Source organism: Natronomonas sp. (genome assembly GCF_028274965.1).
Taxonomy (GTDB): domain Archaea; phylum Halobacteriota; class Halobacteria; order Halobacteriales; family Haloarculaceae; genus Natronomonas.
Genome location: NZ_JAQCNO010000068.1, coordinates 38,222 through 50,391 on the forward strand (window position 1 = coordinate 38,222; position 12,170 = coordinate 50,391).

Annotated in this window: 18 protein-coding genes; 11 read left to right on the plus strand and 7 right to left on the minus strand. The window is 70.1% G+C overall.

The genetic code is table 11. The annotated features are described in order from the left end of the window. The first annotated feature begins 112 nt into the window (after positions 1–112). Together Q0916_RS10875 and purK are read left to right on the plus strand one after the other, a co-directional pair. Positions 113–568, plus strand: a complete 456-nt coding sequence (locus tag Q0916_RS10875; protein WP_299237288.1) for a 30S ribosomal protein S19e — start codon at positions 113–115, stop codon at positions 566–568. Positions 569–650: 82 nt separating this feature from the next. After that, positions 651–1,808: a 5-(carboxyamino)imidazole ribonucleotide synthase gene (gene purK / locus Q0916_RS10880; protein WP_299237289.1), complete on the plus strand. Its 1,158-nt coding sequence runs from the start codon at positions 651–653 to the stop codon at positions 1,806–1,808. A gap of 126 nt (positions 1,809–1,934) precedes the next feature. On the opposite strand, the gene purE is transcribed toward purK, so the two are convergent. Continuing rightward, a complete protein-coding gene (gene purE, locus Q0916_RS10885; RefSeq protein WP_299237290.1) occupies positions 1,935–2,555 on the minus strand; it encodes a 5-(carboxyamino)imidazole ribonucleotide mutase in 621 nt (206 codons plus the stop codon). Positions 2,556–2,658: 103 nt separating this feature from the next. Between purE and Q0916_RS10890 the strand changes: the two genes are divergently transcribed. Beyond that, complete coding sequence (locus Q0916_RS10890) at positions 2,659–3,351, plus strand: ArsR/SmtB family transcription factor (protein ID WP_299237291.1); 693 nt, start codon at positions 2,659–2,661, stop codon at positions 3,349–3,351. Between the two features lie 140 nt (positions 3,352–3,491). Here the strand turns inward: Q0916_RS10890 and Q0916_RS10895 are convergent, their stop codons facing one another. Further along, positions 3,492–4,007: a metallophosphoesterase gene (locus Q0916_RS10895; protein WP_299237292.1), complete on the minus strand. Its 516-nt coding sequence runs from the start codon at positions 4,005–4,007 to the stop codon at positions 3,492–3,494. Between the two features lie 95 nt (positions 4,008–4,102). On the opposite strand from Q0916_RS10895, the gene pdxT reads away from it, so the two are divergent. The 3 genes from pdxT (at position 4,103) to hisE (ending at position 5,558) form a co-directional block, all read left to right on the plus strand. Beyond that, on the plus strand, positions 4,103–4,681 hold the full coding sequence (gene pdxT, locus Q0916_RS10900) for a pyridoxal 5'-phosphate synthase glutaminase subunit PdxT (protein ID WP_299237293.1): 579 nt from the start codon (positions 4,103–4,105) through the stop codon (positions 4,679–4,681). A 47-nt stretch (positions 4,682–4,728) separates the two neighbouring features. Then, positions 4,729–5,175, plus strand: coding sequence for a bifunctional nuclease family protein (locus Q0916_RS10905; protein WP_299237294.1), 447 nt, complete (start codon positions 4,729–4,731; stop codon positions 5,173–5,175). A 98-nt stretch (positions 5,176–5,273) separates the two neighbouring features. Then, positions 5,274–5,558: a phosphoribosyl-ATP diphosphatase gene (gene hisE, locus Q0916_RS10910; protein ID WP_299237306.1), complete on the plus strand. Its 285-nt coding sequence runs from the start codon at positions 5,274–5,276 to the stop codon at positions 5,556–5,558. A 24-nt stretch (positions 5,559–5,582) separates the two neighbouring features. Here hisE and Q0916_RS10915 read toward each other — a convergent pair whose 3' ends face one another. The 4 genes from Q0916_RS10915 to Q0916_RS10930 all read right to left on the minus strand — a co-directional run bounded on the left by Q0916_RS10915 (position 5,583) and on the right by Q0916_RS10930 (position 8,086). Beyond that, the gene (locus Q0916_RS10915; protein ID WP_299237295.1) at positions 5,583–6,152 is read right to left on the minus strand and encodes a 5' nucleotidase, NT5C type; all 570 of its coding nucleotides are present in this window, start codon (positions 6,150–6,152) and stop codon (positions 5,583–5,585) included. A gap of 63 nt (positions 6,153–6,215) precedes the next feature. Further along, positions 6,216–7,448 (minus strand): MBL fold metallo-hydrolase, encoded by a 1,233-nt coding sequence (locus Q0916_RS10920; RefSeq protein WP_299237296.1) that lies wholly within the window; start codon positions 7,446–7,448, stop codon positions 6,216–6,218. A gap of 78 nt (positions 7,449–7,526) precedes the next feature. After that, a complete protein-coding gene (locus Q0916_RS10925) occupies positions 7,527–7,709 on the minus strand; it encodes a DUF5786 family protein (RefSeq protein ID WP_299237297.1) in 183 nt (60 codons plus the stop codon). Between the two features lie 89 nt (positions 7,710–7,798). After that, complete coding sequence (locus tag Q0916_RS10930; protein ID WP_299237298.1) at positions 7,799–8,086, minus strand: hypothetical protein; 288 nt, start codon at positions 8,084–8,086, stop codon at positions 7,799–7,801. A gap of 83 nt (positions 8,087–8,169) precedes the next feature. Here Q0916_RS10930 and Q0916_RS10935 point away from each other — a divergent pair, with 83 nt between their 5' ends. The 5 genes from Q0916_RS10935 to Q0916_RS10955 all read left to right on the plus strand — a co-directional run bounded on the left by Q0916_RS10935 (position 8,170) and on the right by Q0916_RS10955 (position 11,978). Continuing rightward, positions 8,170–8,628 (plus strand): PaaI family thioesterase, encoded by a 459-nt coding sequence (locus Q0916_RS10935; protein WP_299237300.1) that lies wholly within the window; start codon positions 8,170–8,172, stop codon positions 8,626–8,628. Positions 8,629–8,720: 92 nt separating this feature from the next. Beyond that, positions 8,721–9,494: a hypothetical protein gene (locus tag Q0916_RS10940; RefSeq protein ID WP_299237301.1), complete on the plus strand. Its 774-nt coding sequence runs from the start codon at positions 8,721–8,723 to the stop codon at positions 9,492–9,494. A 74-nt stretch (positions 9,495–9,568) separates the two neighbouring features. Continuing rightward, on the plus strand, positions 9,569–10,138 hold the full coding sequence (locus Q0916_RS10945; RefSeq protein ID WP_299237302.1) for a TlpA family protein disulfide reductase: 570 nt from the start codon (positions 9,569–9,571) through the stop codon (positions 10,136–10,138). Beyond that, on the plus strand, positions 10,135–10,854 hold the full coding sequence (locus Q0916_RS10950) for a cytochrome c biogenesis protein CcdA (RefSeq protein WP_299237303.1): 720 nt from the start codon (positions 10,135–10,137) through the stop codon (positions 10,852–10,854). Before Q0916_RS10945 ends, Q0916_RS10950 begins: the two co-directional genes overlap by 4 nt. 56 nt (positions 10,855–10,910) lie before the next feature. Then, positions 10,911–11,978 (plus strand): S1C family serine protease, encoded by a 1,068-nt coding sequence (locus Q0916_RS10955; protein WP_299237304.1) that lies wholly within the window; start codon positions 10,911–10,913, stop codon positions 11,976–11,978. Between the two features lie 3 nt (positions 11,979–11,981). Here the strand turns inward: Q0916_RS10955 and Q0916_RS10960 are convergent. After that, on the minus strand, positions 11,982–12,170 hold a 189-nt coding region (locus Q0916_RS10960; RefSeq protein WP_299237305.1), incomplete at its 5' end, for a DUF5790 family protein.

Here is a 12,170-nt window from a genome sequence, read left to right on the forward strand (position 1 = left end):
CGTTCGGAGGGGCCGACAATAGGGGCGTCGGTGCCCCGTTTGGGCCGCGGTGGGCGTCCCGAACCGCCGGACATCAACAGCGTTAAACGCGGCGGAACTGAACCGAAACGTAATGACGACACTCTACGACGTGCCCGCCGAGGACCTCATCGAGGCGGTCGCCGAGGAGATCGACGACGACCTCGAGGAGCCCGAGTGGCTCGCGTTCGCGAAGACCGGGACCGGCCGGGAGCTCCCGCCCGAACAGGAGGATTTCTGGAGCCGTCGCGCGGCGAGTCTCCTCCGGAAGGTCGCCGTCGACGGCCCGGTCGGCGTCGAACGGCTCCGCTCGGCGTACGGCGACGCCACGAACGGATCGACCCGCTATCGGGTCCGCCCGAACCACAAGCGAGACGCCTCGGGGAACGTCATCCGGACCGCGCTCCAACAGCTCGAGGAGGCCGGCTACGTCGAGACCTCCGAAAAGCGGGGCCGAAGCGTCAGCGGCGCGGGTCGCGCGCTGTTGGACGAGACCGCATCGGAGCTGATCGAGGCGCTCGACCGACCCGAGCTACAGCGCTACGCCTGATCGGCCTCGGACGCCGGGCAGCGCCGCCCGGAGCGAGCCGCCGAAGGGTAACGTTCTCAAACGCGACGCACCGATGGGGAGTATGAACCACACCACGCCGGCCGCCACCGTCGGCGTCGTCGGCGGCGGCCAACTCGGGCGGATGATGGGCGAGGCCGCCGGCCCGCTCGGCGTCGAACTCGTCGTGTCCGATCCGACGCCGGACTGTCCGGCCGCCCCGGTCGTCCGCGACCAGATCGTCGGCGCGTTCGACGACGATGACGCCATACGGGCGCTCGCCGAGCGCGCGGACGTGCTCACCTTCGAGATCGAACTCGCCGACCCCGACGGGATGGAGCGGGTCGGCGAGGAGACCGGAACGCCGATCCACCCGGACCCCGGGACGCTGCGGACGATCCAGGACAAACTCGCCCAGAACCGCGCGCTCGCCGCGGGGGGCCTGCCGGTCCCCACGTTCCGACCGATCGAGGATCCGGCGGACCTCCGCGAGGCGGGCGAGGAGCTCGGTTGGCCGGTCATGCTGAAGGCACGCCGGGGCGGGTACGACGGCCGCGGAAACCGACCGGTCGAAGGCCCTGGTGACGCCGCCGAGGCGCTCGAGTCGATCGGCGGGGCCGCGATGGCCGAGGAGTTCGTCGACTTCGAGCGGGAACTCGCCGTCATGGGTGTCGTCGGCGACGGCGAAACCCGCGCGTACCCGGTGACGGAGACGATCCACGAGGCGGAGATCCTCCGGGAGTCGGTCGCGCCGGCGCGGGTCGACGACGACGTCCGCTCGCGCGCCCGCGAGGTCGCCTTCGAGGTCCTAGGGCTACTGGAGGGCCGCGGCGTGTACGGGATCGAGCTCTTCGAGACGGGCGCGGGTGAGATACTGGTCAACGAGATCGCCCCCCGGCCGCACAACTCCGGGCACTGGACGATCGAGGGCACCGACTGCTCGCAGTTCGAACAGCACGTCAGGGCCGTCCTCGGGTGGCCCCTCGGCCGGACGGACGCGCGCGCACCGACGGTGACGGCGAACGTGCTCGGGGACGTCGACAGCGCGCAACCGGCCGAACTCGCCGGGACGGAGGCGATCCTCGGATCGCCCGAGGCCTCGCTGCACTGGTACGGCAAACGGGAGGTGCGGCCGCTCAGAAAGATGGGACACGTCACGCTTTCGGCGGCCGACGGCGACCGCGGAGCGCTGCTTTCGCGGGCGCGGGACGTGGTCGGTTCGGTGACGTTCTCCGATCGGTGAGCCGACAGGATAGTTCGGACCGACGCGAGGACCGCCTCTGAGACGCGCGCATCTCGACGGCGTCGGCCGGTTCCGTGTCGCGGGCGCCGACGACCGCCGGCCGCATCGAACCGGATCGGACGTGAGTCAGCGTTCCTCGCGGAACCGCTCCGTGCCCGCCTCGTGGAGGCGCTTCGAGACTGCCCCGACCTCGTCCTGGAGGTCGTCGTGGTACTCCTCGAGGCGCGACTCCAGTTCCGGGTGGGCTCGCGAGAGGATCTGGACGGCGGACAGCGCCGCGTTGAACGATTTCCCGGCGTCGACGGCGACGAGCGGCGCGCCGGTCGGCATCCCGATGACGGAGTCGACAGACTTCTCCTGGACGGGGACGCCGACGACGGGGAGCGGGTAGGCGATCGACGCCGTCATGTTAGGGAGGTCGGCCGACTTCCCGCCGGCGCCGGCGATGACGACGTCGAGCCCGCGATCGCGGGCCGTTTCGCCGTAGGCGTACATCAGCTCCGGCGTCCGGTGGGCCGAGACGACGAACGTCTCGAAGCTGAACCGACTCGCCGGGGGGTCGTCGTAGTCGGTGACCTCCTCGAAGCCGAGCGTCGTCAGCGCCTCGTAGGCCCCGTACATCGCGTCGAGATCCGAGTCCGACCCCATGACGATCCCCACGTCGGGGGTCGCCTCCTCGGGGCGGTCGCGGTCGGCCTCGGTCTCGAAGCGGTCGATGAGTTCCTGTACGTCGGCGGAGCGCGTCATACCGGTAGCCGTACGCGGCGGGCGTTTGTGCGTTGCGGTTCGACGCCGCGGCCGGCGACCGATCCGGTAACACTCATACCGACGGGGGAAATACTCCCGGGCGATGAGCCTGCTGCCCTCCAGCCCGGAGCTCTCACGGGAAACCGAACCGCGGGTCGTCGGACTCGACAGCGACGCGGCCGACGAACTGATCGAGGCTCTCTCCTCGGAGACGGCCCGCGACGTGTTCTCGGAGCTTCACGAGGAGCCCGCCCCGCCCGGCGAACTCGCAGATCGCGTCGGGACGTCGCTGCAAAACGCCCAGTACCACATCGGGAACCTCGAGGACGCCGGCGCGATCGAGGTCGTCGGCACCGCCTACTCCGAGAAGGGCCGGGAGATGTCGGTGTACGGCCCCGCCGACGGCCCGCTCGTCATCTTCGCCGGCGAGAGCGAGTCGGAATCGACGCTCAGATCGGCCGTCTCGCGGCTGTTCGCCGGACTGCTGTTGATCGGGGCCGCCGCCGCTGCGGTGCAGGTCGCCCTCGGCGACGGGCTGTTCGGTAGCGGAACCGAGGGGTCGGACGCGGGAGGCGGTCTGGAGACGGCCGACGCCCCGAGTTCGGGGCCGACCGTGGAGTCGGACGCCGGATCCGCGCCGGAGGCCGCCGACGGTCTCGGGGCGCTCATCGAGGGCCTGCTGGCCGGCGGGGTTCCCCCCGGCGTCGCGTTCTTTCTCGGCGGCGCCGCCGTCCTCGCGGTCGTCGTTGCGCTGCCGCATCTCGGGGCGTGGGTCCGGCGTCGGCGCAGTGGGTAAAACGGCGGTTTGAGCCTTCGGTGGCGCTTTACTCTTCCCGGCCGCGGTACCGATTGCGCTGGACGCTTCGGCCCTCCGTCGTTGCCCCCCGTCGCCCTGTGGCGTTCAGCGCGCCCCCTTCTGGTGGCGCCGGCCCCCGCTCAGACGCGAGGCTCGACGCTAAAGCGCTCGAAGACGGTCCCGGAGGGCTCGCACAGTCGGCCGCGCGCAACGCCGGCCGCGTCGTCCCACTCTAGTTCGGCGTGCGCCGGCCGGTTCCGGCGGGGGTCGGCGTGGCTCCCGGGGTCGAGCGCCGGGACGACACCCGGGCGGAACGTCGGGGCGTGTGAGTGTCCCGAGACGACGAGATCGGCGTTCGACTGCCGGGCGAAAAGCGAACGCGCCGTCGCCGTGTGTTCGTGACCGTGGACGAGCGCGATCCGGAGCCCCTCCCACTCGAGGACCCGCTCGGCCGGCAGGCGTTCGCGGACGGCGGGCGCGTCGGTGTTCCCGTAGACGCCCTCGAGGCGGCCGCGGGACTCGAACGCGTCGAGGACGTCGGCGGTCGCGAAGTCGCCGGCGTGAACGATGCGCGAGGCCGCCTCAACCGCCTCCCGCGTTCGCCCCGAGAGCCGCGTCCCGTCGTCGCCGTGGGTGTCCGAGAGCACAACGAGCATGCCCACGGTAGGGGGCTCATTGTGAAGTGTCCACCGGCGGTCGGGGCGGGGTCCCGTACCGAGGCCTTTTTTGAACCGAACCGCCAACGGGAGGTATGCAAACAGCCGGCGTCATCGCGGTCCAGGGCGACGTGGCCGAACACGCCGCGGCGATCCGTCGGGCCGCGGCGGACCACAGCGAGTCCTGTGAGGTCGAGACGATCCGGACGGCCGGGACGGTCCCCGAGTGCGATCTCCTGTTGGTGCCGGGCGGGGAGTCGACGACGATCTCGCGGCTGCTCGAACGGGAGGGGATCGGCGAGGAGATCGTCGAGTTCGTCGCCGACGGCAAGCCGATGCTTGCGACCTGTGCCGGGCTCATCGTCGCGAGCCGGGACGCCAAAGACGACCGCGTCCGGACGCTCGACGTCCTCGATGTGAGCGTCGATCGGAACGCCTTCGGCAGACAGAAAGACAGCTTCGAGGCCGCACTCGACGTCGAGGGGCTCGACGCGCCGTTCCCGGCGGTGTTCATCCGCGCCCCGACCATCGACGAGGTCGGATCGGGCGTCGACGTCCTCGCGACGGTCGAGGGCCGCCCGGTCGCGGTCCGGCAGGACAACGTGTTCGCGACATCGTTTCATCCGGAGCTCACGGAGGACTCGCGCGTCCACGAGTTGGCCTTCTTCGGGTGAACGCCCGGAGTGGCTGGGTTTTTATTTCGCGGTCGCCACCCCGACGTATGGAGGCACACATAGAGGGCGTCCGCGTCGCCGAGTCCCCCTCGGGCGTCGTCGCCGTGGTGACGCTCGGCGTCGACGGCGAGGACGACGTGCTGCCGATCTTCGTCGGGTTCGAGGAGGCGGCGAGCATCGCCCGGGGCCTCGACGCCGCCGACATCGGCCGCCCGCTCACCCACGATCTGCTCCTCGACGTGACCGAGGAGTTGGGCGGGCGGGTCGACCGCGTCGCCGTGACGGCGATCGAGGACGGGACGTACATCGCGGACCTCCACGTCGAGACCCCCAGAGACGAGGTCGTCGTCGACGCTCGCCCGAGCGATTCGCTCGCGCTCGCCGCCCGGACGAACGTCGGCGTCGACGTCGCCGACGCCGTCTTCGAGGCGGGGCGAGAGCCCCTCGAGGAGTACGCACACCTCGAGGACGTCCGGGAGCTGATGGCCGAATGAGCGGCGACGAGCGGGACCGGGACCGAACGCCCGAACCGAAACCGGAAGACGGGTCGGAGTCCGAACCGAGATCGGGATCCGAGCCCGACGCCGCGTCGGTGGACGCCACCCTCGAGGAGCTGTTTTCGGTCATCGAATCGCGCAAACAGCGCCTGCCCGAGGGGTCCTACACCGCGTCGCTTTTCACCCACGAGAAGGGCGAAAACGCCGTCCTAGAGAAGCTCGGCGAGGAGACGGCGGAGCTCCTCCTTGCGGCGAAAGACGACGACCGCGAGGAGATGACCCACGAGGCGGCCGACGTCGTCTACCACATGCTGGTGCTGTTGTCGATGAAGGGGCTGACGCTCGAGGACCTCGAGCGGGAGCTTCGGGACCGTTCGTGACTCCCGGCTCCGGACCCGACCGCGCTACGCCGACAGCAGCGATCTGATGTCGTCCCAGGAGTCGACGACGTGGGCCCCCTCGCAGGCCGCCGGATCGCTGTAGGGCTGTCGCATCAACAGCCCGGTCTTCCCGGCGTCGATCGCGTTCGCGACGTTGTCGTGGTAGTCGTCGATGAGTGCGTCACCGGGGACCGATCCCTTGTTCTGCGGGACGGTCTCGTGGAACGCGTCGTAGCGGATGTCGTGCTCCTCGAGCCACGCCTTCGAGACGTCGTGGGTCTCGGGGATGCGGTGGGTCGCGATCTCGATCCGGTAGTCGTCTCCGAGCGCCGACAGGGCGGCGCGGACGCCCGGGGTGGGCTCCATGCCGCCGAGGTACCACTCGGCGTGGTCGGTCATCAGCTCCCGGATGACGTCGCCGACGTGGGCGCCGGCCCCCGGGATCTCATAGGACCACTCGTCGATCTCGTCGGGGGCCACGTTGTGGTCGTACTCCCGCCGGAGGTACCGACAGAGCCGCGGGAGCTGCTCGACGACGACGCCGTCGAGGTCGACGAGAAGCGTCGAACCGGGGGCGAGGACGCGATCGGTCATTGGCCCGTCTACGCGCCCCGGCGGCCTAAACGGTTCGGACGGCGTCGGTGGGACGATGGGTCCTCAGAGCTCGTACACCGGCCCGATCTCGGGGGCGGTGGCGTCGAACCCCGCCGCGCGGAGGTCGGCGGCGAACTCCCCACACCGGTCGCCGTGGTTGATCAACACGGGCGTCGTCTCGTAGGCGGCGAGGAACGCGTCGAGCCCCTCGCGGTCGGCGTGCGCCGAGAAGTCGTACTGTTCGACCCGCGCGCTGACCGGCATCACGCGCCCGTCGATCTCGGCGCTGCCCGTCTCGACGAGATCGCGCCCCGGCGTCCCCGGGACCTGATAGCCGGTCATCGTGATCTTGTTGGTCGGGTTCGACCGGATCTCGGGGATGTACGTCATCGCCGGACCGCCCGAGAGCATCCCGCTCGTGGTGATGATCGCCGCCTTCTGGTCGGTGATTCGCTTGCGTTGGCCGTTGCGGCCGGTGACGAACCGCGCGTGGGACTTCGCCTGCCGGAGCGCGTCCGCGTCCCGGACGAACCCGGGGTACTGAAGCAGCGTCCGGGTGACATCTTTGCCCATCCCGTCGACGTAACAGGGGATGTCGTAGGCGTCGCAGATGAGCATCATCTCCTGTGTCCGTCCGATCGCGAAGGCGGGAACGACGACCGTACCGCCCTCCCACAGCGTCGTTCGGACGCTCTCAGCAAATCGTTCCTCCACCACGGAGCGGTCCTCGTGTTCGACGTCGGAGTAGGTGCTCTCACAGACGACGACGTCGGCGTCGGGGCGCGCGGTGGTCCCCGAGACCAGACGCTGGTCCTCGGTGTGGAAATCGCCCGTGTAGAGGAGCCGCGTCTCGCCGTCGTCGACGAGCACGTGGGCACTCCCGGGGATGTGACCGGCGTTGTAAAACGTGATCTCGTGGCCGGCGGCCTCGAAGGGGTCGCCGTAGCCGTGGGGCTCGGACACCTCGGTGACGCGTTTGAGGTCGTTCTCGGTGAACGGACAGTCGTACGTGCCGCCGCGGAGCTTCAGCGTGTCGCGTGCGAGCGTGAGCGCGAGTTCGTACGTCGGCGGCGTCCAGTGGATCGGCGGCCTGGCGTCACCGGAGAGCAGCGCCGGGACGTTACCGGCGTGATCGAGGTGGCCGTGGCCGACGACGACGGCGTCCGGCCGGGGCGTCTCGACCGGAAACCGCGGCGGGGTACCGCTCAGCGTGCCGAAATCGAGAAGTAGCGAGCCGTTTATCAACACGGCGCTCCGGCCGATCTCCCGGGCGCCCCCGAGGAACTGGACGTCCATTGGCGGTCGTACGTCTCCGGCGGGTTTGGGTTCGTTGGTCCGTTCGCTGGTCGGCTCCCGGCCCGAGCCGTGGGTCGGTTACTCGGCGTCGCCGTCGTCTTTCATCTCTTCGAGGCGGTCGATCAGCGACGCCTCGCTCTCGTCGAACTCGAACTCCACGTTCCCGTCGTGGTCGTTCTCGTGGACGTTGACCGCGGCGTCCTCGTCGGTGTCGACGTTCTGGTCTTTCTGCTCGGACTCGTCGTAGCTACCGAATCCCATGAACACGCTACAGCCCCAACGGACAAAAACGCGGGGATGTCCGCTCGTGTCGTTTCGCGCGGCGGACGAACCGACGGACGCCCCGGCGGTCACCCCAGACGGCGTACCGCGAACTCGGCGTAGCCGCCGTAGGCAACCTCGAGCGAGCCGATCCACCAGTTCCAGCGCGCCGCCGGGCCCTCATCGGGGCCGTCGGCGAGTTGCACGGAGACGTGTTCGGGCGTGAGTTCGATCCCCGTGTCGCGGGTGTAACGACCGCTGTCGGCGAGATCGCGGGCGTGTCTCGCGACCGCGCGGCGCTCGGGTTCGTCGCCGCCGAACGGTTCGAGGCCGACGGCGAGTGCGGGCGCATCGAAGTCCGCGGTCGTGTCGATCACGCCCGGGGTACGTCCGCGGGGGTATTGAGTGATCGGGTGACGGAGATCCAAGCGTACAAACCGGAGCCGATCGGACGGGAGGTATGACAGAGATCGAGCCGAACGACGTCCCCGAGGAGGCGGTCGAGGTGCTCCAGGCGTACCTCGAGTCCGAGCACGACTTCCTGTCGTGGCTCGGGGTCACCGTCGACTCCTTCGAGGCCGGGCGCATGACCGCGACGATCCCGTTCGACGACAAACTCACCAACCCGACGGATCCTCCGACCGTCCAGGGCGGCGTCGCCTCGACGCTCATCGACGTCGTGGGCGGGATCGTCCTCAGGCCGTATCTCACCGATCCGGTCGACGACGACATGGCGACGATAACCCTCAACGTGAACTACCTCCGGCCGGCGGCCGGCGACCTGACGGCGAGCGGGGAGGTCATCCGGGGCGGCAGCAGCGTCGGCGTCTCGACGGTCGAGGTGCGCAGCGAAACGCCGGAGGGGACAGAGCGGCTCGTCGCCGTCGGGCAGGGGGCCTACCGGCTGTTCCGGAGCTGATCCCGCGGGCGTCCGGCAGCCGGCGGTCTGACGGCGGTCTGACGGCGACCGGGAAAATGAACACATATCAGTCCCGGGGGCAAAGCGCCGGTATGACCAGTACATCGCCCTTCGTCGGCGGCGGTGATCCGGCCGGGACGGTCTTTTTTACGAGGGTCTTCGCGCACGTGTCGATCACCGTGGCCGCCGCGACGCTTCTCGTCTTCCTGGGCGTGTACGTCCGTCGCGTCCTCGCCGAGGGCTTCGAGTACGAGTGGGGGTACCTCGCCGTCGGGGTCGGGGCGGCGTTCATCTACGGCATCACCGGGATCGTCACCAGTCTCACGGGGTCGACGTGGCTCGGGGCGTTCACCGAGGGCGCGGTCCTGTTTTTCATCCTCTTCGTCGCGCTTGGGATCCGGGCGATGTACCACGCCGACGGGTCGCCGGACGGGGCGGAGCCGCTGTTGCCGCGGTGGGTCGACGGCCTCGTCGTCGTCGGGTTCGTCGTCGCGTGGTGGGCCGGCTACGTCGCCGCCGGCGACTGGACCCGGCCGGTCGTCGCCGTCGGGTGGGTCGGCGCGTCGGCGTGGGCCGTCTTCTACGGGATCCGGACGACGCGGGCCAACGAGGGGACGAGCTTCTCGGCGCTCATCAGACACCTGCTTCCGACCGTGCTCTGTCTCGCCGCGGTGACGATGACCGACCTCGCGAGGAGCGTCGCAGGGGTGAACGCGGCGATCGTCGAGGCCGTCTGGCTCATCGGAACGGTGCTCGTCGCCGCGTTCCTGTTCAACACCGCCGCCGCGATCCGCCAACAGGAGGGGGAGGTCGAGCGGATGTACGACCGGACGACGTGGCGACAACAGGAGTTTGGGGACCGCTGAGCGGTCGGAGGCGTTCGTGTGCGGACGGTACCGAACCGCCGAAGGTTTGAAACCGAACGACGGGTAGCTCTGCTATGGACTATCGCCGTCGAGACCTGCTCTCGCTGTCGGCCGCCGGCCTCGCCGCCGTGTCGGGCTGTCTCGGCATCGCCAGTTCGGACGAGGGCGACGGCGGCGACGGGGAGGACGCCGAAGACGACCCGGAGGTCGGGCGCACCGATTGGCGGAACGAGCCCCTCGAGGACGTTCGGACCGGTGAGACGTTCACCATCGGCGGTCACGACGTCCCCGTCGTGCTCCACTCGTTTGCGGTGTGGTGTGGGTCGTGCCGGACCCAACAGGCGCACCTGGCGGAGTTTCACGAGAGCTACGAGGGGGAGGTCGTCGGGATCGATCTCAACGTCGACGCCAACGAGGGTCGAGAGCGGATCGAGGAGCACCTCGAGGCGACCGGCCACGACTGGTACTTCGCCGTCTCGCCGCCGGGGGTGACCCGAGGGATCGTCGACGCGTTCAGCCCGAAACTCGCCTCCGGGCCCGGGTCGCCCGTCGTCGTCATCTGCCCGAACGGCGGCCACGAGGTCCTCGACGACTTCTCGACGCCCGCGGCCGACGTCGAGGCCGCGGTCCGCGGCTGTCGATGACCGAGGTGGCGGTGCTCGCACGGCTCCTCGAGTTCTTCGCGCTCGGCGTTGCGACGCCGCTTACGGCCGTCTGCGTGCTCCCGCTGTACCCGTCGTTCATCTCGTTTCTGGCCGGCGGTCACGGCGGGAACGGGGTCGGAAACGAGGGCGGAGGCGGGGGACCACAGCGGTCGGTCGCGCTGTTGGGCGTGCTCGTCGTGGCCGGCGTCCTGTCGTTTCTCGCCGCGGTCGGGTTCGTCGTCACGACGGTTCTGCAGCGCTCGCTGACGGGGGTCGTCGCAACGGTCTCGCCGGTCGCGTTCGCCGTCCTCGGGGTCGTGGGGGCGGTGCTTCTGATCGCACCGCGGGCGTTCGCCCGCCTGCCGGCGGTCGAGCCGCCCCGGACCACACACCCCGCGCTGTCGGCGTACGGGTACGGCGTTTTCTTCGGCGCGATCGTGCTCCCCTGTAACCCGGGGACGATCGCGCTGTTTTTCGCCCGCGTGCCGGTCCTGTTCGACTCGGCGGCCCACAGCATGCTCGGGTTCTTGGCGTTCGGCCTCGGGATCGGGGCCCCGCTTTTGACCTTCGCGCTCGTCGCGGAGCCGTTCGGCCGGCGGGTCACCCGGACGCTCGCGGCCTACCACGGCCTGATAAACCGCGGCACCGGGCTCGTGTTGCTCGCCGTCGCCGCCTACTACCTGGTCGTCGTGTTCAGGGTCGTCCCGATCGGGTGAGGGCGCGCCGTCGCCGGAGCCGAAGGCCCTTTTCGGCTCGCACGCCTACCCGGTGTATGACACAGCAGACGCGCCGCGGATTTCTCGCGGCCACGACCGGCGTCCTCGCCGGGGTCGCCGGCTGCGCGGCGGGGTCCAGAGAGTCCCCGGAACCGGCCGACGCCCAGGAAGCGCCCGCACAGGACGGCTCGGATCGCGACTCTGCGTACACGTCGGTGTACGAGGCGGCGATCGGTTCGGTCGCGTTCGTCGGCGACGAGTCCGGCGGCGGGTCAGGGTTCGTCCACGACGGCGTCGTCGTCACCAACCAACACGTCGTCAGGGACGCCGACACGATCGGTGTCCGCTTCGAGAACGGCGAGTGGCGGGAGGCCGGCGTCACCGCGACGGACGTCTACGCCGATCTGGCCGTCCTCTCGACGGACATCCCGTCGTACGCGACGCCGCTTTCGCTCGTCGAGTCCGTGCCGCCCGTCGGGACCGAGGTCCTCGCGCTCGGCAGCCCCTTCGGGCTCGAGTCGTCCGTCTCGACGGGGATCATAAGCGGTCGGAACCGGTCGGTGCCGAACGGCCAAACCGGGTTCCCGATCCCGAACACGGTCCAGACCGACGCCGGACTCGACCCGGGCAACAGCGGCGGACCGCTCGTCACGATGGAGGGCGAGGTGACCGGGATCAACGTCGCGGGGGCGGGCACGAGCGTCGGCTTCGCCGTGTCGCCGCTTCTCGCCGGTCGCGTGATACCCGAACTCGTCGACACCGGCGGCTACGAGCACCCGTTTCTCGGGGTCCGGCTGCTCGGGGTGACACCGCGGGTCGCGGAGGCGAACGGCCTCGGGGAGCCCCGCGGGGTTCTCGTCGTGGAAACGACAGAGGACGGCCCCGCCGCCGGATCGCTCCGCGGGGCGACCGGCGAGGCGACCGTCGACGGCCGGCCCGTACCGACCGGCGGGGACGTCATCGTCGGGCTGGCCGGCGACCGGATCGACACGGAGGCGGACCTCGGCACGACGCTCGCGCTGCGGTTGTCGCCCGGCGATCGGGTCGAGGCGACGGTCATCCGGGACGGCGAGCGCCGGACGGTCGACGTCGAGATCGGGTCGCGGCCGGAGCCGGAGGCCTGAGGGTCACTCCTCGCTCTCGGCGGCGTCTTCGAGTTCGCTCCGGAGCTCCGGGATCGTCGCGGTGAGGTCGGTGACCTGTTCGTGGGCGGTCGTGATCCGCGAGAGGACGGCCTCCAGCGATTCGATGTCCGCCTCTAAGTCCTCGGCGTCCTCGAAGGCGTCGGCCTTCCGTCCCATTGCGAACCACTTTTT